Raw genomic sequence first — 20,280 nt, forward strand, 5'->3', positions numbered from 1 at the left:
AACTTGCTCCCTTAGGTTTGCATAATCCGCTGAACGGAATATACGTCCTTGACACGTTTGATTTTTTCGACGACCGAATGCAGATGATCGATATTGCGGATCAATATCGTCATATGGATCATCGCCATCTTGTTTTTATCCGATCGGCCGGAAACGGCGGACATAAACGTTTTTGTTTCGGAGACGGCCTGCAGCACCTCGTTAAGCAATCCGCGGCGGTCATGACCGGTGATCTCGATTTCGACACTATAATTCGCTTCGACGGAATCGGCCCATTCCACTTCAATGACACGATTGCCTTCCTCGCCGCCGTCGCTTTGCGGAATATTCGTGCAATTGGCACGGTGGACCGAAACGCCGCGGCCGCGCGTAATGTACCCGATGATGCTGTCGCCGGGAACCGGGTTGCAGCAGCGCGCAAAACGAACGAGCAGATTGTCCACGCCTTTTACCCGCACGCCATGTGTCGGACGGCTTTTCTTCTCGGCCGGCTGTTTGACTTCTTTGATTTCGTTAGTCAGCTGCAGCGCTTGCTGCTGTGCCTCCGCGGCTTCCTTGCGCAGCTTCTCCGTCAGACGGGTGCAAATCTGGGCCGCGGTAATGCCGCCAAAGCCGACAGCGGAGAACATGTCTTCGCTTTCGTTGAAGTTGAACTTCTTAGCGACCTCAAGCAGCTGCTCTTCGGTCATCAGCGTAAACGGCTCGTATCCGAGACGCCTCAGCTCGCGTTCGACCAAATCCCGGCCTTTCTCCACATTCTCCTCGCGTTTTTCCTTCTTGAACCATTGCCGGATTTTACTGCGCGCGTGAGATGATTGGGCGATCTTAACCCAATCCTGCGAAGGGCCGTATGAATGCTTGGACGTTAATATTTCGATGATATCGCCTGTCTTGAGCCGGTGGTCCAGCGGCACGATCCGGCCGTTCACCTTGGCGCCGATCGTCCGGTTGCCGACCTCGGTATGAATCCGATAAGCAAAGTCAAGCGGCACGGAACCGGCAGGCAGCTCGATGACCTCGCCTTTTGGCGTAAATACATAAACCAAATCCGAGAAAAAATCCATCTTCAGCGATTCCACGAACTCGGAAGCGTCGCTTGTTTCCTGCTGCAGCTCGATAATTTCCCGGAACCAGCCCATCTTATCCTCAAAGCTGTTGGAAGGAACGGCCGAACCTTCCTTGTACGCCCAGTGGGCGGCGATCCCGAACTCGGACGTCTGATGCATCTCGAAGGTGCGAATCTGCACTTCGAGCGGCTCGCCTTTGGGACCGATCACCGTCGTATGCAGCGATTGGTACATGTTTGGCTTCGGCATCGCGATATAATCTTTAAACCGGCCGGGCATCGGCTTCCACAACGTATGGATAATGCCCAGCGTTGCGTAACAATCCTTAATATTATCGACCATAATGCGCAGAGCGAGCAAATCGTAGATTTCATTGAACTGCTTGTTTCTGGCGGTCATTTTTTTATAAATACTGTATATATGCTTCGGCCGTCCGGAAATATCGCCTCCGATTCCCATCTCGTGCAGCTTCTCCGACACCGTTTCGATAACGTCGTGGATATACTGCTCGCGTTCGGCGCGTTTCTTCTGCATCAAATTGACGATCCGGTAATATTGCTGCGGGTTCAGGTAACGGAGGGCGATATCCTCCATCTCCCATTTGATCGCGGAAATACCAAGCCGATGAGCGATCGGGCAAAAAATCTCCAGCGTCTCGTCGGCGATCCGGCGCTGGCTTTCTTCCGACTGATATTTCAAGGTCCGCATATTGTGCAGACGGTCAGCCAGCTTGATTAAAATCACACGGATATCCTGGGCCATCGCCACGAACATTTTGCGGTAATTTTCGTTTTGCTGTTCTTCTTTGGTTTTGAATTTGATCTTCTCCAGCTTGGTTAAGCCATCGACGAGCATAGCGCAAGTGGGCCCGAACTTCTCATGAACCGTCTCCAAAGATACGGTGGTATCCTCTACGACGTCATGCAGCAGCGCCGCAATGATCGACGTTGTGTCCATCTGCATGTTCACCAGAATTTCCGCAACGGCCAGCGGATGCAATATATAGGGCTCTCCCGATTTGCGCACTTGTCCCGTATGGGCCTGTTCGGCAAAATCATAAGCTTCCCTTATGCGCTTTAAGTCGTTCTCCTTCAGATAGCTCGATGCTTTCTCCAGAAGCTGTTCGATCCCCATTTGATTTTTACCCATTCCCTTAAGTCGATTTTTATAACATTATGCCTTTTTTTGACGTATTTCGTCAATGCCAAGCCCGCGCCCAATGCGAAAAAAGACTTGTGCCCACCACCTTGAGCACGAGTCTTTCCTGCGGTTATATTTAGCCGTTATATTGTACCAAAGAAAAAATATCGATCCCGCCCAGCTTTTCCTTACCGTTTAATTCAAGCAATTCGATCAAAAAGGCAGCGCCGACGACTTCCCCTCCGAGCTGCTTCACCAAGTTGATCGAAGTCGCAATCGTGCCTCCCGTAGCCAGCAAATCGTCGGCAATAAGCACCTTTTGCCCGGGTTTAATCGCATCTTTATGCATAGCCAGCTTGTCTTTGCCGTATTCCAAGGCGTAGTCCGCCTCAATGGTTTCTCCGGGCAGCTTGCCGGATTTGCGGATCGGCACAAAACCTACCCCCAAAGCGACGGCGAGCGGAGCGCCAATGACGAAACCGCGGGCTTCCGGACCGGCAATGCAATCGATGTGCAGGTCTTTGAAGCGCTCAGCCAAATCCTGGATCACGCGGCGGTAAACTTCGCCATCTTGCAGCAGCGTTGTAATGTCCTTAAAGCTGATGCCCGGTTGCGGAAAATCGGGAATCACGCGGATGTAGTCTTTGTAGTTCATACAATACCCTCCAAAACATCTTTTTCAGTGCGTTTCTGCGCTTCGGCATGCCGGGCGAAAAACCACTCGGCGATTTCCTTGCCTGAAGTATAGACAAGATGCCTTTCGATCTCCGCCAATGACGAACGGCGCTTATATTTGATGGACTCGGACAATTCCTTTTTGGCCGGGGACGGAATAGGAATAAATCCGCCTTGTTTGCCTTCCACAAAACCCAATTCTTCAAACACTTCTATCATAAACCGAATCAGCTTCTCAGACAATCCCGACCGCTTGCTTAAGCCTCGCAGCATCGCGGAAAACCGTTCCTGCGATCCGGCCTCGCCGCGCAGCAAAGACGTGTACACCAGCTTAAACATATCTCTGGAGGGCATAGTCGCGCTTTCCTTCGAGCCTCCGTCGGCAAATGCCGCATAGAAGCGCTCGGCCCCTGCTGCCGCGCCAATAGCCGTATCCAGCTCTGATAACGTCCCCGGCAATGATCCCAATATCACATCCGTCGCCTCGGAGAGTCTGCTCATCTTGGCCAGCTCATTGCCCGGCAGCACGCGGCCGACATGCGTTACCACCCATACCGCGCAGTTTGCGGCGGCTGTCTTCCAGGGCAATGAATCCGCCTCCCCGAACAAAACAACGTCCATGCGTTGTCCAGCCGCCATACGGCGGGCCAGCTCGCCCATTCTTGCGGAAAGATTCGCTCCCCGCCAATCAAACAGCTGAACGTGGCCTACCCGTAAATCCTTAATCATAATTTGCGGCTTACGAGTGCCGTTCCATTCGTTAATGGACAACTCTCCAAGCACATCAAGATGTGAGGAGGCGGAGATAAATTCCAGCGATTCTCCCTTGCCGAATCCGACGGCATCCACAGCCTCCGTCCCGGTACCGGCTTCGGTGGCCGCTTGTGCGAGAACCAGCTTGATATGCTGCCGTTCCTTTCCGATGGACCGCAGCTCGCGTACGGTTAAGCCGTTAAACAAAAATCGCGGGCTCGGATTTCCCATTCCAAAAGGAGCGAGCAGATCAAGCTGGCGGATGCTGTCAACGCTAATCTCGCTTAATCCGCAAACAATGTCCGCCTGCAGCAGGGGGACAAAGTCCTGCTCGGTAAGCCATTCGTCCGCAAGGCGATTAAGCCGCTTCGATAGTTCGTGAAGATGATCCTTATGTATCGTCATGCCGGCAGCGGCTTGATGGCCGCCGTAATGCTCCATTAAGTCGCCGCAATGCGTCAGCGCCCGGTACACATCGAAGCCGGCAATCGAACGCGCCGATCCTTTAGCGAGTCCCGTCTCCGAATCGATCCCCAATATAATGGTCGGACGGTAAAATTTATCCAAAACTTTGGACGCAACAATCCCGATCACTCCGACATTCCATGTCTCATGGGCAAGCACAATGACGGACGGGAGCTGCTCCGTTGTCATGTTTTCCTCTATCATGGCAAAAGCGTGTTTGGTCATATCGTCGACAAGCCGCTGCCGCTCTTTGTTTAGCGTGTCCAAATCGTGCGCCAAATGCTCCGCTTCCTGCAGCACGTCCGTTGTCAGCAGCCGGACCGCATCGTCGGCGCTGTGCAGGCGTCCGCTGGCATTGATCCGCGGCGCCAGCGAAAAGCCGATATGCGTTTCGCTGACATCCTTGCACTCCACCCCTGCGGCCCCAAGCAAGGCGCGTATGCCATGATTCGAAGTTGATCTCATGACTTTCAGGCCTTGCCTGACGATCACCCGATTCTCGCCGGTTAGGGGCATCAAATCGGCTACCGTACCGATGGAGGCAATCTCGATCAGCTCATCCGGCCAGTGTCCGAGCAGCGCCTGTGCCAGCTTTAGCGCAACTCCGACGCCGGCAAGATACTTGTATGGATAAGGACAACCCGGCTTCTTCGGATTAATGATCGCCACAGCCTCCGGCAGCCATTCAGGAGGCTCATGATGGTCGGTTACGATGACATCGATCCCGATCTCGCTTGCATACGCGATCTCTTCCCTCGCGCTGATACCGGTATCGACCGTTACAAGCAGCGACACGCCATTGCGTTTCGCATGGTCCAGCGCCTTACGGTTCAAGCCGTAACCCTCATGCACACGATGAGGGATATAATAATCGAATGAACAGTCGAATTGCCTGAACAGCCGGATCATCAGCGAAGTGCTGCTGACCCCGTCCGCATCGTAATCGCCGTAAATCCGAATCCGCTCGCCGCGCTCGATCGCCAGCCGGATTCTTTCAACCGCTTCTTTCATTCCATCGAAAAGGAACGGATCATGAATGTGCTCCGTTCCTCCATACAAAAAAGTTTTCGTTTGTTCTGTGTCATGGAAGCCGCGGACGGCCAGCAAGCGGGCAATCAATGGCTGAATGCCCAGCTCGCCGGCCAATCGGTCAGCCGTCTCTTCGTTTATATCGTTCACATTCCATCTTGCTCTTTGGTGAAGCATCCATACACCTCCGGTTCAATGCAGCACTGTCGGGGCATCGTTCTGCTCGGAATCGACATTATTTTTATAGGGGTATCCGGGATCGTAAGGATTCACGTGAATAAAAACGTCGGACACATGGATAAACCGCTTCATCAACGTCATCTTGACGATTTTGGCGATTTCGTGGCCTTCCATTACGGAAATTCTCGGGTTAACGCTAATTTTCAAATCAACGATCACATAATGCCCGTGCTCGCGCGCATTAATTTCATCCACTGCGATGACGCCTTTTATTCTCTGAACCGTTTTCAGCAATTCTTCGGCGTCTTCTTGACGCAGCACATCTTCCTGCGAATGATGGATCACTTCCATGATCATCGAATAACCCATCTTCAGCACCATCACGGAAACAATCACTCCGGCAACCGGATCCAGATAAACAAGATAACCAATCCCGAAATATTTGCCAAGCAAGGCTCCGCCAATTCCGGCAATCGCTGCCAATGAGGAGTATACATCGGAACGGTATGCCCATGCATTAGTAATTAATTCCTCTCTGCCCAGCTGCCTGCCGACTCTGTATTTGTAGCGAAAAATCGCTTCTTTGACGATCATGGATATAACGATAGCGATAAGTGCATAAGCCGCCGGCGGTTTTTCAGTCCCGTAATAAATGGCCTTGCCCGACGAAATGCCAACTTCGATGCCCAAAAGCAAAATAATAGTAGCAACAATAATGGATGCGGCTGTATCCGTTTTACCCGGTCTGAAGGGCCGGCCTTCATCCGGCCGCTGCTTGGCGGCCCGAAGCCGTCCGAGCGACGCAAATGCGCCCGCCGCTTCCGAGAACGAATGCGCCGCATCGGCGATAAGCACTCTGCTGCCTGCCGACAAGCCGATGGATCCTTTTGTCAGCGCCAGCGCTATATTGGTCGCGATCCCGATCCAAGCCGTATATTCCGCCTTTTGAAACCGCTGTTGTATCATGTGGCCACTCCTTGAAAAATCATAATAAACGACAAGATAAACGTTTCTGCAGGAATACTGATTCTAAAAAGCCGCGGAAATAACATTCACGCGGCCGTTTACTTTACTGTTTTACGCTGTAGCTTTCCGTTTAGAACCTAACGATTTGTTTCTGAGCAAGTACCACAACGGGCTGGCGATACAAATCGAAGAGTATGCGCCGCTTGCAAGCCCGATCATTTTGGCTAAAGCGAAAAGTTTAATCGATTGGCTGCCGAAGATGAACAAACAAAGGACGGCCACAAGCACGGTAACCACCGTATTGATATTCCGCGACATGGTCTGCCATGTACTGTGATGAATCAAGTCAGCCAGATCTTCGTTGGATTTAACCTTGGCAAAACGCAGGTTTTCACGAATCCGGTCAAAGATGATGATCTTATCATTAATCGAATAACCAATCGTCGTCAGTATCGCCGCAAGGAACGGCAGATTGACCTCCAAGCGGAAGATCGCAAACAAGCTGATGACGATAAACGCGTCGTGAAGAATCGATATGATCGCCGCAATAGCGAATCTCCATTCAAAACGGATACTTACGTATATGCAAATCGCCACACTTGCGATGCCGACGGCGATCATCGCTTTAATTCCAAGCTCACGGGCAATGTCCGGCGAAACGGTATTGACTTCTTGGGACACTTTGTCCCCGTAGGTCGTGACAAAAGCTTTCTGTACCTTTTTGATTTCGTCATCCGCTAAAATATTGTTGTATCTGGCGGACACATGATCGTTATTGTTTCCGCCAATCGTCACGATCGTCGGCACAAGGCCCGAATCGGTGAATACCTGATCCACCTTTGCTTTATCCGTAGCTTGTCCGATGGATATATCAAGCGAGGTCCCCGCTCTGAAATCGACGCCGTAGTTCATGCCGGCAAACAGCAATACGATGATCCCCAGCACCGTGATGGCAATCGAAATGCCAAAAAACTTTTTACGGTGCTTTACAAAATCAAACCGGTCCTTGTAGTGTGCGTTAAAGTCCACGAATTTCCGCCTCCTTGACACCGAAGTAACCCGGTTTCTTGAAAAGATTGCCGCGGATCAGCAAATAAATGAGAAGCCGCGAGAAAAATACGTTGGTCAAAATACTGACCAAGATGCTCAAAATATTAATCAGCGCAAAACCGCGGATAGCCCCGTTGCCCACATAATACAGGACGATCCCCGCAATGATATTCGTAATATTGGCGTCCATAATCGTGCGGAACGAATGTTTGGAACCGGCGCGCAGCGAAGAAAGAATGCTTTTACCGCTGCGGATTTCCTCTTTGATCCGTTCATACGTAATGATATTGGCGTCCACCGCCATCCCGACGCCAAGCACCAGCGCCGCGATACCAGGCAAGGTTAGCGTTGCGTTAATCAGGTCAAACACAAGCAGCAGCAGCCACGTGTAAGTAATCAGCGTAATTGCGGCTACCAAACCCGGAATCCGGTAGTATCCCACCATAAACAGCAGAATCAGCACCGAACCGATCAGACCGGCTTTAACGGTCTCATGCAGGGACGCTTGGCCAAGCGACGCGCCTACGACTTGGGTATATTTCTCAGTCAGCTTGAGCGGCAGAGCGCCCAAATTAATCGTATCGGCGAGCGATTTCGCCTCATCGTATGTATAGTTGCCGGAAATTGTAGCCACACCGTCAGGAATAACGGCCTGTACGACCGGGGCCGAAAGCTGGCGTTCGTCCAAATAAATGGCAAGCGGCTGGCCGAGCAGCTTTTCCGTCACCTTCTTGAATTTATCCGGCTCTTTCACTTTAATGCTGATCATCGGACGGTTCGCTTGGTCGAAGCCGACTTTAGCCGCACCCTCTACAAAGTCGCTGCCGAGCATTTCTTTTGTGCCATCAGGTCCTCTGAACGTCAGCTCAGCTGGCTTCTTGATGACATTCCGCACCTCGTCTTCATTTTTCACGTCGGCAAGGCGTACGCGAATCCGGTCGGAGCCCTCAGTCGTAATCTCCGGTTCGGCAACTCCGAGTTCATCGGCACGCTTCTCCAGACTGCGGGCCGTTTCTTTCAACGATTCCATCGTAACCGGCTTTCCCGCCTCAATCGGTTCGGCTACGTAAAGGATTTCAAATCCGCCCTTTAAATCCAAGCCAAGCTTGATTTTCGATACAAGACCCGGGCTTGTCCAAACGACGACCCCCAAAGTAACCACTACCACCAAGATAAAGGTTACTATTCTTTTGATGTCCATTTAAGTTCTCCTTCCATACTCAATATTCCTATTATACCCACCTCGAAAATTGGAGTCAATTTGCCGAAAATTGACGAAAGGCAAGGCACTAAAAAAGCCCATTCGTTAAAATGGGCGATCCTTGTAAATGCTCATCGTCATCCAGTTCATAAACTGTGTCGTTTTCAAAGACAAAATATCGTTGATCACGCGATGCAGCGGAGGAATCCCCGATTTCAAGTACTTATCGCTGACACAATCCCAGATGTCGCTGCCCGTCACTTGTTCGTATCCCAGCATATGAAACTCTTCCGCTTTGCTGTTGCATATGCTTTCAATGCTTTCGTTCAACTCCTGCTCGGACAACCCTCCTGAGTGCTCTTGCTCCGAAGCGGCCGGCAAGGGCGAATACGAGTCCTCTTCAGCAGGATGTTCCGTTGAATTGTTGTCGGCTGCGGTGTCTCTTAAGCTGCCAGAATGCTGCGGATCGTCCTTCTCCATGTTGATCCTCCCCTGCCCATTGCTATCATATACTGAACAATTCGCTATAAAGCTGCATTCTCCTCTAATCCCTTACGTTTTGCAATAAATATTTTGCATGAGCTTGGACAGGTTCCGCATAAGGATGGAATATACTCTACGAGCAGAAAGAGGAGTTCAAGTGACCAAGCAAACGTTTATCCAGGGCACTATGATTTTGCTGGCCGCAGGTATCGTCAATCGGATATTGGGTTTCATCCCGCGGATTGCCCTTCCGAGAATTATCGGCCCTGAAGGCATCGGATTATATCAGATGGGATATCCATTCCTGATTGTCGTGTTGACGCTGGTCACTGGCGGTATTCCTATCGCTATAGCCAAGCTTGTCGCAGAAGCCGAAGCCGAGAATAACGAAGCCCGTATACGCTCCATATTAAAAATCTCGATGACCATCTGCGCCACATTAGGTTTGTTGTTCACGGCAGGCTGCCTGCTCGCCGCAAAGTGGATCACCGCTCATTTGTTTACGGATCCCCGAGTGTATTATACCTTTTTGTGCATGAGTCCGATCATCTTGTTTGTCAGCATTTCCGCCGTTTACCGCGGTTACTTCCAAGGAAGGCAAAACATGATTCCAACGGCGCTTTCGCAAGTGGTGGAGACGCTGGTGCGGATTGTCACGATTCTTGCCTTCGCTTATTGGCTGATGCCCTACGGACTGGAATATGCCGCCGCAGGGGCGATGATCGGCGTTATGGTAGGCGAGATCGCGGCGACGCTGGTATTAATGAGCCAGTATGCTGCTGCGCGAAAGCTCAGACCGGCATTTCCCAAATCAAAAATTGGCTCCGTCGCCGCATACGGAAGGCTGTCCAATCTGAAGCAGCTGCTCAGCATCGCCGTTCCCGTAACCGGCAGCAAGCTGGTCGGCTCCTGCTCGTATTTTCTCGAATCCATCCTAACGGTGCAGAGCTTAGCGGCGGCCGGTATCGCAACCAAGCTGGCGACCGCGCAATACGGCGCGCTGCAAGGCATGGTATTCCCGATCTTGCTGCTGCCGAGCGCACTCACCTATTCGCTTTCAGTATCGCTGATCCCTTCGTTATCCGAAGCCGCGGCGCAAAATGATATGAAAACGATCCATTCCCGGCTGCACCAGTCGCTGCGTCTTGCGCTTGTAACCGGCGCGCCGTTCGCCACCTTGATGTTTGTGCTTGCGGAACCGTTATGTTTGTATATGTACAATCAAAGCGATGTGGGCACGATGCTGAAAATGATGGCTCCGATAGCTATGTTTATTTATTTGCAAGCCCCGCTGCAAGCCGCCCTGCAAGCGCTGGACCGGCCGGGAACCGCTTTGGTGAACACATTAACCGGTTCGGTGGTCAAGCTGACCTGCATTTATTGGGTGGCTTCCATGCCGTCGTTTGGCATCTTGGGCGTTGTGCTTGCGATTAACCTGAACATTGTGCTCGTTACGCTGCTTCACTGGCAAAGCGTAGTGCGCCTGCTTAAATTCCGCATGGAAATGCTCGATTTTGCCAAAGTTGGCGCGGCCATGGCGCTTACCGGCATTGCCAGCTACCTTGTGATGTCGGTCCCTTGGTCGGACAGCAACTTGCTCCGGTTTCTTTCGGCTTGCACCCTTGGCGGCGGATTGTACCTGCTGCTCACCGTCGTGTTCCGGCTGGTCGATAAATCCGACCTGCTGCGCATTTTCACCCTTGGCCGCAAAATATGGCGATAAGGAACGTGCAGCCGGCGTGCGCCGCGGCGTCCTTTTTACCGCTTCTTATCCAGAAACAGATTGCCGCGGTGGTCGATCGAGCAGAAAAACACCTCTTTGAACTCCTTCGCGCCGCGGGACTGCAGCTCGTTTTTCAGCCAAAATCGCGTCTTTCCGATTTTCTCCAAATTCGTATCTTGTACTCTGCCATCCATGATAAGCGGCAGCGGCAAGCCTTCGTAACGTATGGAGGTTCCCGGCTCTGCGGGCGGTTTCGCTTCCTTCTCCTTCTTCTCGACAACGGTCAGTTTACCCGAATTCTCCAATATGGCGAATTCGACATCCGCTACGTCCATAACCTTGCTCTGGCGCAGCTGCAGTAGCAAATCGTCCAAATTGTAGCGGTGCCGCCGCATTTCTTCGCGGTCGATTTTACCGTTTTTGATAATGTAGCTTGGCTCTCCCTCAAACAAACGCCGCACGGTTCTGCTTTTCAAAGACAAAAAAGCGATCGTCAGCTGGACGATCATAAGTGTGGCCATCGGCAAAATCCCCTGCAGCATCGGCTTGCCTACATCCTCGAGCACAAAGACGGCGATTTCCGCAATCATGATCGAGATCACCAGATCAAATACCGAAAGCTTGCCGATCTCCCGTTTTCCCATTACCCGCAGTATGACAAACACAATGATGTAGACGGCCACTGTGCGTAAAAAAAGGGTCAACATCTCCATTTTCTTTGCCCCTTCCCTCTGCATTCCATGGATATTTTGACCTTGGGAACAAGCTGTCATGCGGCGGATGATTGTTGAATTATTGGTAAAACAACATGTACTAATTTGTGGTACGTGCCCATACAATGATGGTAAGAGATATTAAAGACCGCCGGGAATATGCCGCCACATTGATGAGTTGGAGGTCCGTCCATGATTCCGATGAACAAAATGAAACAAGTACGCCCGTCTTCTCCTGTTTTGTCCGGCCTGCTCTACTCCTTAGTCACGATGACCATCTTAACGCTGCTGACATCGCTGATTTTGTTTTCGACAAACATGAAAGAATCGTCTTTGATTGGATACGCATACGGCATCCATGCCATATCGTTATTTTTGGGCGGGGTTATTGCCGGCAAACGAAGCGAAAGCAGCGGTTGGTACCACGGGGGGCTGTTGGGACTGCTCTACAGCGTTATTATTTTCATTGTAGCCTTTCTGGCTTACGACGCCGGATTCAGTAAAATGACGTTATATTTGCTCGGATTGACTTTCGCGTCCGGAGCGCTTGGCGGCATGATCGGCGTTAACATGAGAAAATAAACTGCGCAAAAAAAGACGAGCGTCTCTCGCGGATACGAGGATGCTCGTCTTTTAGTTCGAGTTCATAACCATTTATTTCTTCTCTTCCGCAGCCGCCTGGCTGGAAGCCGACACCGCATTGACGGCGGAACGCTCGAACGTCAATTTCGTTACGTCATTAACACGTAATACGATCGTATCGTCGGTAATTTCCGCAATCGTTCCGTGAAGTCCGCCGATCGTCACCACTTTATCACCCTTTTTCAAAGCGCTAAGCATTGAACTGCGGGTTTTTTGCTTCTTTTGCTGAGGACGAATAAGCAAGAAATAGAGCACAACAAACATCAGCACGAGCGGACCGTACGTGACGAGCATGCCTTCAATACCTCCAGCTTGTGCAGCAGGTTCATCCGCTAAAAACCACATCTTTATCCCCCCTTTCCAATATCAACGTTCATGCGCTAAAACCCTTTGCTGTTTTCATCGATGCCGTATTGGGCAAAAAACTGATCGCGAAAATCGAGCAGCCTGTCCTCCATAATCGCCTTGCGCACATTACGCATCAATTCAATCAGGAAGTGCAAATTGTGATATGTCGTCAATCGAATACCGAACGTTTCATCCGCTTTAAGCAGATGACGAATGTAGGCGCGAGAGTAATTTTTGCAGGTGTAACAGCTGCACTCGGGATCCAGCGGGCCGAGATCGTCGGCAAACTTGGCATTCCGGGCAACAAGCCGGCCCGAGCTGGTCATCACGGTCCCGTTGCGGGCAATCCGTGTCGGCAGCACGCAGTCGAACATGTCGATCCCGCGAATGGAACCTTCCACCAGCGCGTCGGGTGAACCGACACCCATCAAATATCTCGGTTTGTTGGCCGGAAGCAGCGGCACCGTATAATCCAGCACCTCGTACATCAGCGGTTTTGGTTCGCCTACGCTCAATCCTCCAATAGCATACCCCGGGAAATCCATGGAAGTCAACTCGGCTGCGCTTTGACGGCGCAGGTCTTCGTACATGCCTCCCTGCACGATCGCGAACAACCCTTGATCGCCCGGCCGGGCATGCGACTTCAGACAACGCTCCGCCCAGCGGCTCGTGCGCTCCAGCGATTGCTTGGCATAACTGTGCTCGGCGGGAAACGGCGGGCACTCATCAAACGCCATGATGATGTCCGCTCCAAGCGCATTCTGGATTTCCATCGCTTTTTCCGGCGAGATAAACAGCTTGTCTCCGTTCAGATGGGAACGAAATTCGACGCCTTCTTCGGTGATTTTGCGCATCTCGCTTAAGCTGAACACCTGGAAACCGCCGCTGTCGGTCAAGATCGGTCTGTCCCAATTCATAAACTTGTGCAGCCCGCCCGCCTTTTTTACCAGTTCGTGGCCGGGACGCAAAAAGAGATGGTATGTGTTGCTGAGAATAATGTGCGCATCCATCGTTTTAAGCTCTTCCGGGCTCATCGTCTTTACCGTCGCCTGGGTGCCTACCGGCATAAACGTCGGCGTTTCAATAACTCCGTGTGGCGTGTGCACTCGTCCAAGGCGCGCGCCGGATTGCTTGCAGGTTTTAATATGTTCGTATGTAATAGCCATTTATCATCACTTCTCTCTTGAGATGAGGTTGTTCAAAAAGTCATCAGAAATTGACTCGGGGAACTCGCACTAGTATATAAACATGGCATCGCCGAAGCTGAAAAACCGGTATTTCCGCTCCACCGCCTCGCGGTATGCGGCAAGAATTCGCTCTCTCCCGGCAAGTGCGCTGATTAACATCAGCAGCGTCGATTTGGGCAGATGGAAGTTGGTCAGCAGCGCATCCACCATCAACAACTCGACTCCCGGGTAGATGAAAATACTTGTCGAGCCGCGGCACGGCTGCAGCAGGCCGCCTTGCATATGCTCGCGGGCCGCCGTTTCCAACGTGCGTGCGGAAGTGGTTCCTACAGCGATGACGCGGTTTCCTCGCGCGCGCGCCTCGTTAATGATCCCGGCCGCTTCGGCTGAAACATGATACGATTCCTCGTGCATCTCATGCTCTTCTACTCTTTCGGCCGACACGGGACGAAACGTGCCCAGACCGACATGCAAAGTGATATAGGCTAACTTCACTCCTTTATCTACGAGCCGGTCCAAAAAAGGTTTCGTAAAATGCAATCCCGCCGTCGGAGCCGCCGCCGACCCTTCGTGTTTGGCATAAACCGTCTGATAACGTTCTTTCTCGGAAAGCTGCTCCTTAATATAAGGCGGCAGCGGCATTGAACCGAGACGCTCCAGAATTTCGTTAAAAATACCGTTGTATTCGAAGCGGACAATCCTGCCGCCCATATCGGCTTCTTCCTCTACGACCGCGGTCAGCTGCGGCAGTCCCGCACCTTCTTGATCGTCCGGGCCCGGGCCGAAATCGATCCGTGTTCCTACCTTCAATCGTTTAGCCGGACGCGCGAGCGTCTCCCACCGGTCGCCTTCAAGCTGCTTCAGCAGCAGCAGTTCGGCTTTGGCCCCGGTATCCCTCTTGACGCCAAAAAGCCGGGCGGGTATGACTCGCGTATCGTTCAACACGAGCACATCGCCGGCTTTTACATAATCGATTAATTGTTCAAACTGATGGTGCCCTACTTCACCGGTCGCTTTATTCAGCGTCAGCAGCCTCGATGCGGTGCGATCCGCAAGCGGCGTCTGAGCGATCAGCTCTTCGGGAAGCTCGTAATCAAACAAATCCACTTCCATATTTCATTCATTCCTTCAGTATAGTCACTCCGACGTAATAAGCCTGGAGTATTTGTTTGTAATCGTAGCCAAGCAGCGCGTAACCTCGTGCGCCCCATTGCGACATGCCAAGCCCATGCCCGTTGCCTTTGCCTTTAAAAATAAAAGCGCGTTCCGTTCCGATCGGCAGCGGTTTGCTCTCTGCGCTTTGAGCGGCGGGCGGTTGTGACGGGCCTATCGAGGCGGGCGGCTGGCTGCCGGTCTGGCTCGAAGTTCCTTGCGGGGCCGACGGCGCCGTGGTGCCGTTTGCTCCCCATATAGTATAACTTCCCGCCTCCTCGATTTCAAACCGCGTGCTGGGAAGACCGCCAAGCACAGTCCGCAAAGCATCGGGATTCGCCACTTTCAGCGTCTGGCCGTTGGCCTTCATCTCCGTCACCCGGCCGGAAGGGCCGCGGGCCGTTACTTCCAAACTCTCCAGCTTGCCCGTAATCGGTTTATCCAACACCGCGTTGATTTTGTCCAGCAGGGAGCTGGCCGCAACCGGTCCGCGCACCCAGGAGTACGCGTTGGACTCAGGCGCCTGGTCAAGCACAGCAAAGCGGTCCCCAGTGTTCACCTTAAACAGCGACGGCGAATCCGTTCCCGGGCCCGACCGCACATTGACGGCATTGCCCGTCGATTCGTAATAAGGCAAACCCGCATCGTTTTTCTTCCCGGTATCTTTGGCATAAGCCGAGGTGATATAGCCCATATTGCCATTTGGCATCACAACGTGCAGCCAAACGGTCTTAGTGGTTTCCGCTCCGTCGTCCGGACTTGGCACACTTTGCAAATAAGAGATCGGTTTGCCCCACACTTCGACCGGATCGGCGGTCATCCCGCCGGCGTTGGAATAAAAAAACGGCGTGATCAGACCGTCTTTGTCGGCCAGAAGTTCTCCTTCGGTAGCTTTGACGGCTTCGGCAATCGCCGGCGCTTCGCCGCCGATCCCTTTGTACACCTGATCCGAACTGGAATCGGAAACTTGAGCGACACCGTATTTTGCCCCTTGCTTCAAAGCAAACGTGCGGGCCGCTACCGCTTGCGCTTTCAATGCCTCGGCAGGCCAGCTGCTGCCTAATTCGGAGCCTACGACTGACGTTACATAATCTTCCATCGGCAGCTCATTAACGACTGCCAGCTTACTATTCAGCTGGGATAACTCCAAGCTTCCGCGATAGGAACGGGCGGCTTTCTCCGCCACTTTGATCCCGTCCTGCTGCGTTGTCACCTTAAGCTTCGCTCCGGCTCCTACCGCCCACAAATCGGTGGCGTTGCCGGAAGCTTTCCCGCCGCCCTCCGTCCGCTTCAGCACATACGGCGTTGCGGCGGACACCGGCTGCAGCGTCACGTTGGGCAGCTTGCCGGATACTTTTTGCTTCAGCGAGTTTAATCCGTCATTGTCCGACTCATTGCCGATGAGTGCGGCATATTGAAGTTTGCCGCCATTGTCCATATAAGCCAGATCGACGTCAAAGCCGGCCTGGGCGATCGCGCTCACTTGGGCCGCCGCATCGGCTTCGTCTGTGTAGGTACCGGCGTTCCAATGAAGCGCTCCCGCTACATACGGCGTAAAATCCTTAACCGCTTGGGCAACGGCGGCTTGCTTCAGCAGTGTATCTTTGGCGGCTTGCGCAGTCTCTTTTGTCGGATAAGGGCCCGCATACACCTGGTAGAGCGTTTCTCCCGACTTCTCTCTGCCGATGACTCCCGCAGGCTTGTCCGTATCAGACAGCTTCTGCGCCAATGCCTGCGCCTGTTTCACATCCGTGGTCTCCAGCAGGATGAGCAGCGGTTTGTCGGCCATCGCCCGGACCGCGGTAAGGCCGGATGCGACGGAATTAAAGCCCGCAGCGGCTCCCAAAGCGGCGTCCAACCCCTGCGCGGCGGATAACGTTACAAATGGCGTGGTCACATTATATTTGCCGTTATCCAGATATAAAGCGACTCTGATTTGATCCGATTTCGGAATATCGGCGGCTGCAGCACCGCCGGGGAGGGCAATAAGAAAGGCCGCAGCAGCAGCGGCGGACATAAGAAATGTTTGAAAACGACGATATGATGGCATAAAAAGTGACAGCCTCCTCTGCATGATGTCTACTCATTAGACACGGAAGGCTGGAAAAAGTTTCACTTTAGCGGCAAATTGATTTTAACAAAGGTTTCTCAATCCGCCGACTTGGGCCTCGGCAATCCGAGATGATCGCAAGCTTGCGGCGTAATCACACGCCCCCTAGGCGTACGCTGCAAGAAGCCGATCTGCAGCAAATAAGGCTCGTATACGTCTTCGATAGTCTGGCTTTCCTCCCCGATCGTAGCGGCAATCGTATCGAGTCCGACCGGGCCGCCTTGAAAGGAAATGACGATAGCGCGCAGCATTTTATGATCGATTTCGTCCAGTCCCAAATCGTCAACTTGGATATGCTTGAGAGCGACCCGGGCGATGTCGACCGTAATGATGCCGTCCCCTTTAACTTGAGCAAAATCCCGTACCCGTTTGAGCAGCCGGTTGGCGATCCGCGGTGTCCCCCTCGAGCGTTTGCCGATCTCCAAAGCGGCCTCGCCGACAATCTGCACCTGCAATATATCGGATGCGCGGCTGACGATATAGGCAAGTTCGTCCACTGTGTAGAACTCCAGCCGGCTGACAACGCCGAACCGGTCGCGCAGCGGCGCGGACAACAAGCCAACCCGAGTCGTCGCCCCGATCAGTGTAAACGAAGGCAGATCAAGCCGCACCGAACGTGCGCTTGGCCCTTTGCCGATGATGATATCCAGCGCAAAATCCTCCATCGCCGGATACAGCACTTCCTCTACCGTCCGGTGCAGGCGATGGATCTCGTCGATAAACAATACGTCGCCTTCCTGCAAGTTGGTCAGAATCGCCGCCAAATCTCCCGGCCGTTCAATGGCCGGCCCCGATGTCGTGCGGATATTCACGCCCAGCTCATTGGCGATGATGTTGGAAAGCGTCGTTTTGCCAAGACCCGGCGGGCCGTATAACAACACATGATCGAGCGCTTCCTTGCGCATTTTGGCCGCTTCTATGTAAACTTTCAAATTTTCCTTCGCTTGCGATTGCCCGATATATTCCGCTAAATAACGCGGCCGGAGGCTGAGCTCCACCGTCTGGTCCTCCATCATCAGATGGGCGGAAATGATGCGGTCATCCATATATGAGAGCCTCCTGTTCTACGTCACACACCTTGATACAGCGCCTGCAGCGCAAGCTTCATCATTGTATCGACGGTATCGCCGTCCTTCAGCTTGCCCTTTATCGCTTGCCCTGCGCGATCCGCCTCCGCTTCCGTGTAGCCAAGCGTCATCAACGCTTCTTTCGCCTCCGCCCACGGGCCGCTTCCGGCAATAACGGAGGCAGGTTCGGCTAATGTGCCGAATGAAAAGACGGCTTCCGAGCCGGCTCCGAAAATAGTCCCCAGCTTATCTTTCAGATCCAAAATGATCCGCTGCGCCGTCTTTTTGCCGATGCCGGGCAACTTGGTCAGAAATGCGAGATTCTCCTGCTGGATCGCGGAAATAATCACTTCCGGCCGGCCCCCGGACAAAATGCCGACCGCCACTTTGGGACCGATGCCGGTCACTTCGATCAGCCTCCGGAACAGCGACTGCTCCTCGCGTGTCGCAAAGCCAAACAGCAGGTGCGCATCCTCACGCACATTGTAATGTATGTACATCGTCGTTTCTTCGCCGTCTTTGTGCTGAATCGCATACGGATTGGCGCAAAACACGCGATACCCTACGCCTCGCACGTCCAACACGACATAATCCATCTCTCTGTGAGCAACCGTTCCTCTTAAAAAATCGATCATCGCTTCGTTACCTCGTCTATTTTATGCTGCAGCGTAGCCGTATGAGCGTGGCAGATCGCCACAGCCAGCGCATCCGCCACGTCGTCAGGTTTCGGAACGGCCTGCAAACGCAAAAACATCTTGACCATTTCCTGCACCTGACGTTTCTCCGCCTTGCCGTAACCAACAATCGCCTGTTTCACCTGCAGCGGAGTATATTCCGAAATGGTCAGGCCCTTCTGCACCGCAGCGAGCATCAATACCCCCCGCGCCTGGCCGACCGCAAGCGCCGTCGTGACATTGCGGTTAAAAAACAGCTTTTCAATCGCCATAGCTTCCGGTTGATAAGTATCGATCAACTGAACCGCCGCTTCATAGATCGTTTTCAAGCGCAGCGCAGGATCCGTATGGGCTTCCGTCTGTATGCTGCCATATTGCACAGGTACAACCTTGCTCCCTTGTTTATCGATAAAACCGAACCCGACAATGGCATATCCGGGGTCGATTCCCAATATTCTCATGCCGACACGCTCCCTTGGGTCACAAAACACGAACATATGTGTTCTTATGCCATTATAACAGAGAAGCGCGCAAAGAGATAGCCCGGGCAACGCAAAAAAGCCCTGTTCGCCAGCCAAATTCGGCCTTTAAAAGGGCTTCTTGCACATTGCTCACCTTGACGGATTTGTCCTTACTTCACATCCGGCTGTGTCATCACTTTTTCCGTTTCCTCCACAGCATAATCGCTGAAAGTCGAGATGATGCTGTTGTATTCGTCCAGATCGGTCACACGAATTCCGCTATACAACTGATCAACCGTTTCCAGCGGCAGGCTGCTTTTCAGAAAGTTGATGTTTAATTGGAAAAACGTCCGGATGACGTTATCTTTGCCGGGCACTCCGTTAAACAGCGACAAGTTGCCCTTTTCGTCCAGACCGAAATAGGCATGCTCCTTGCACTGCTGCGAAAGGTCCTCGACCGTTTGAACAAAATAAACTTTGCCTGCTTCGTCTAACGACAAAGCCAGATCCGGGTGCTCTTTCGCGTATTTTAATATATCATCGGGCTGAAGCAGCCCCAAGCTTTGCAATTCCTCACCGCAAATATACGATTTCTTGATAAACGTTTCCCGCTGCTGGCGGCTGTTTTTGATGACGGCAATCTGCTCCTCCATATTACGGACCGGCTCCTGCCGGATATAGCCGAACACGCTGCGGTCCGGGCTTAGCTCCGCCTTGCCGCCCGATCCGGGTTCATGAACTTTACCGTACAACCATACCGAAGCGCCACAGAGCACGAGGAACGCAAGACCGAACGCCAAACTGCGGCGCCTTGCACGCAGCTTTTTCTTTAATTGTTTAAACCAACTGAGAAAAATCATTCGCATCCCCTTCTTATGTGTACGTTTATTAACTATATTTCCCAAGGGGGAAAGCGTTATACATGCCCAAAAAAGAAAAACGCCCTTTCGCAAATAGCGAAGAGCGCATGCAATCTTATGAATATGCCTATTGTTGGGAATCGGCGGGCTCATTATCTGGAACATCGCCTTCACGTTCTTCGGAAATACGGGAGCCTTCCCGGCAATCTCCGCATATCCAGTGGTTTCCGCTGCTGCCGTGTCCTAGCGTTTTACCGCAATTGCCGCAAGTAATCATCAAGTTCCCCTCCATCGTTAGAACGGATATGGTTGTTCTTTTAGAATAAGGAACTCT

At 52.5% G+C, this 20,280-nt stretch carries 19 protein-coding genes; 3 read left to right on the plus strand and 16 right to left on the minus strand.

Going from position 1 to position 20,280, the window contains the following annotated elements; translation table 11 throughout:
- Positions 1 to 11 precede the first annotated feature (11 nt).
- The 7 genes from EYB31_RS00890 to EYB31_RS41385 all read right to left on the minus strand — a co-directional run bounded on the left by EYB31_RS00890 (position 12) and on the right by EYB31_RS41385 (position 9,006).
- The gene (locus EYB31_RS00890; RefSeq protein ID WP_131011647.1) at positions 12 to 2,201 is read right to left on the minus strand and encodes a RelA/SpoT family protein; all 2,190 of its coding nucleotides are present in this window, start codon (positions 2,199 to 2,201) and stop codon (positions 12 to 14) included.
- A gap of 142 nt (positions 2,202 to 2,343) precedes the next feature.
- Positions 2,344 to 2,862 (minus strand): adenine phosphoribosyltransferase, encoded by a 519-nt coding sequence (locus EYB31_RS00895; RefSeq protein ID WP_131011380.1) that lies wholly within the window; start codon positions 2,860 to 2,862, stop codon positions 2,344 to 2,346.
- Positions 2,859 to 5,306: a single-stranded-DNA-specific exonuclease RecJ gene (gene recJ / locus EYB31_RS00900; protein ID WP_131011381.1), complete on the minus strand. Its 2,448-nt coding sequence runs from the start codon at positions 5,304 to 5,306 to the stop codon at positions 2,859 to 2,861. Before recJ ends, EYB31_RS00895 begins: the two co-directional genes overlap by 4 nt.
- 15 nt (positions 5,307 to 5,321) lie before the next feature.
- Positions 5,322 to 6,275: a cation diffusion facilitator family transporter gene (locus EYB31_RS00905; protein WP_131011382.1), complete on the minus strand. Its 954-nt coding sequence runs from the start codon at positions 6,273 to 6,275 to the stop codon at positions 5,322 to 5,324.
- A gap of 111 nt (positions 6,276 to 6,386) precedes the next feature.
- A complete protein-coding gene (gene secF, locus EYB31_RS00910; protein WP_131011383.1) occupies positions 6,387 to 7,304 on the minus strand; it encodes a protein translocase subunit SecF in 918 nt (305 codons plus the stop codon).
- Positions 7,294 to 8,526: a protein translocase subunit SecD gene (gene secD, locus EYB31_RS00915; RefSeq protein ID WP_131011384.1), complete on the minus strand. Its 1,233-nt coding sequence runs from the start codon at positions 8,524 to 8,526 to the stop codon at positions 7,294 to 7,296. The genes secF and secD overlap by 11 nt, the downstream gene beginning before the upstream one ends.
- Before the next feature lie 105 nt (positions 8,527 to 8,631).
- Positions 8,632 to 9,006 (minus strand): post-transcriptional regulator, encoded by a 375-nt coding sequence (locus tag EYB31_RS41385; RefSeq protein ID WP_131011385.1) that lies wholly within the window; start codon positions 9,004 to 9,006, stop codon positions 8,632 to 8,634.
- Positions 9,007 to 9,166: 160 nt separating this feature from the next.
- Between EYB31_RS41385 and spoVB the strand changes: the two genes are divergently transcribed.
- Complete coding sequence (spoVB, locus tag EYB31_RS00925; protein ID WP_131011386.1) at positions 9,167 to 10,732, plus strand: stage V sporulation protein B; 1,566 nt, start codon at positions 9,167 to 9,169, stop codon at positions 10,730 to 10,732.
- A gap of 35 nt (positions 10,733 to 10,767) precedes the next feature.
- Here spoVB and EYB31_RS00930 read toward each other — a convergent pair whose 3' ends face one another.
- Positions 10,768 to 11,445: a DUF421 domain-containing protein gene (locus EYB31_RS00930; RefSeq protein WP_131011387.1), complete on the minus strand. Its 678-nt coding sequence runs from the start codon at positions 11,443 to 11,445 to the stop codon at positions 10,768 to 10,770.
- A 192-nt stretch (positions 11,446 to 11,637) separates the two neighbouring features.
- Between EYB31_RS00930 and EYB31_RS00940 the strand changes: the two genes are divergently transcribed.
- Positions 11,638 to 12,027 carry a TIGR04086 family membrane protein gene (locus EYB31_RS00940; protein ID WP_131011388.1) on the plus strand — a complete coding sequence of 130 codons (390 nt, stop codon included), beginning with the start codon at positions 11,638 to 11,640 and terminating at the stop codon, positions 12,025 to 12,027.
- Positions 12,028 to 12,099: 72 nt separating this feature from the next.
- Here EYB31_RS00940 and yajC read toward each other — a convergent pair whose 3' ends face one another.
- From yajC to EYB31_RS00980, 8 genes are all read right to left on the minus strand, one after another.
- Positions 12,100 to 12,432, minus strand: coding sequence for a preprotein translocase subunit YajC (yajC, locus tag EYB31_RS00945; protein ID WP_131011389.1), 333 nt, complete (start codon positions 12,430 to 12,432; stop codon positions 12,100 to 12,102).
- A 35-nt stretch (positions 12,433 to 12,467) separates the two neighbouring features.
- Complete coding sequence (tgt, locus tag EYB31_RS00950; protein WP_131011390.1) at positions 12,468 to 13,601, minus strand: tRNA guanosine(34) transglycosylase Tgt; 1,134 nt, start codon at positions 13,599 to 13,601, stop codon at positions 12,468 to 12,470.
- A 69-nt stretch (positions 13,602 to 13,670) separates the two neighbouring features.
- Entirely contained in the window at positions 13,671 to 14,735 is a 1,065-nt protein-coding gene (gene queA, locus EYB31_RS00955; protein WP_131011391.1) for a tRNA preQ1(34) S-adenosylmethionine ribosyltransferase-isomerase QueA, read from the minus strand.
- A gap of 7 nt (positions 14,736 to 14,742) precedes the next feature.
- Positions 14,743 to 16,824, minus strand: coding sequence for a SpoIID/LytB domain-containing protein (locus tag EYB31_RS00960; RefSeq protein WP_165452135.1), 2,082 nt, complete (start codon positions 16,822 to 16,824; stop codon positions 14,743 to 14,745).
- A 98-nt stretch (positions 16,825 to 16,922) separates the two neighbouring features.
- Complete coding sequence (ruvB, locus tag EYB31_RS00965; protein WP_131011393.1) at positions 16,923 to 17,930, minus strand: Holliday junction branch migration DNA helicase RuvB; 1,008 nt, start codon at positions 17,928 to 17,930, stop codon at positions 16,923 to 16,925.
- Between the two features lie 23 nt (positions 17,931 to 17,953).
- Positions 17,954 to 18,586 carry a Holliday junction branch migration protein RuvA gene (ruvA, locus tag EYB31_RS00970; RefSeq protein ID WP_131011394.1) on the minus strand — a complete coding sequence of 211 codons (633 nt, stop codon included), beginning with the start codon at positions 18,584 to 18,586 and terminating at the stop codon, positions 17,954 to 17,956.
- Positions 18,583 to 19,086, minus strand: coding sequence for a crossover junction endodeoxyribonuclease RuvC (ruvC, locus tag EYB31_RS00975; RefSeq protein WP_131011395.1), 504 nt, complete (start codon positions 19,084 to 19,086; stop codon positions 18,583 to 18,585). Before ruvC ends, ruvA begins: the two co-directional genes overlap by 4 nt.
- 170 nt (positions 19,087 to 19,256) lie before the next feature.
- Positions 19,257 to 19,946, minus strand: a complete 690-nt coding sequence (locus EYB31_RS00980) for a BofC C-terminal domain-containing protein (protein ID WP_131011396.1) — start codon at positions 19,944 to 19,946, stop codon at positions 19,257 to 19,259.
- Between the two features lie 62 nt (positions 19,947 to 20,008).
- On the opposite strand from EYB31_RS00980, the gene EYB31_RS00985 reads away from it, so the two are divergent.
- The gene (locus EYB31_RS00985) at positions 20,009 to 20,272 is read left to right on the plus strand and encodes a hypothetical protein (RefSeq protein ID WP_131011397.1); all 264 of its coding nucleotides are present in this window, start codon (positions 20,009 to 20,011) and stop codon (positions 20,270 to 20,272) included.
- Positions 20,273 to 20,280: the final 8 nt, after the last annotated feature.

Origin of the sequence: Paenibacillus thalictri (assembly GCF_004307995.1) — a bacterium.
Lineage (GTDB): Bacteria > Bacillota > Bacilli > Paenibacillales > NBRC-103111 > Paenibacillus_AF > Paenibacillus_AF thalictri.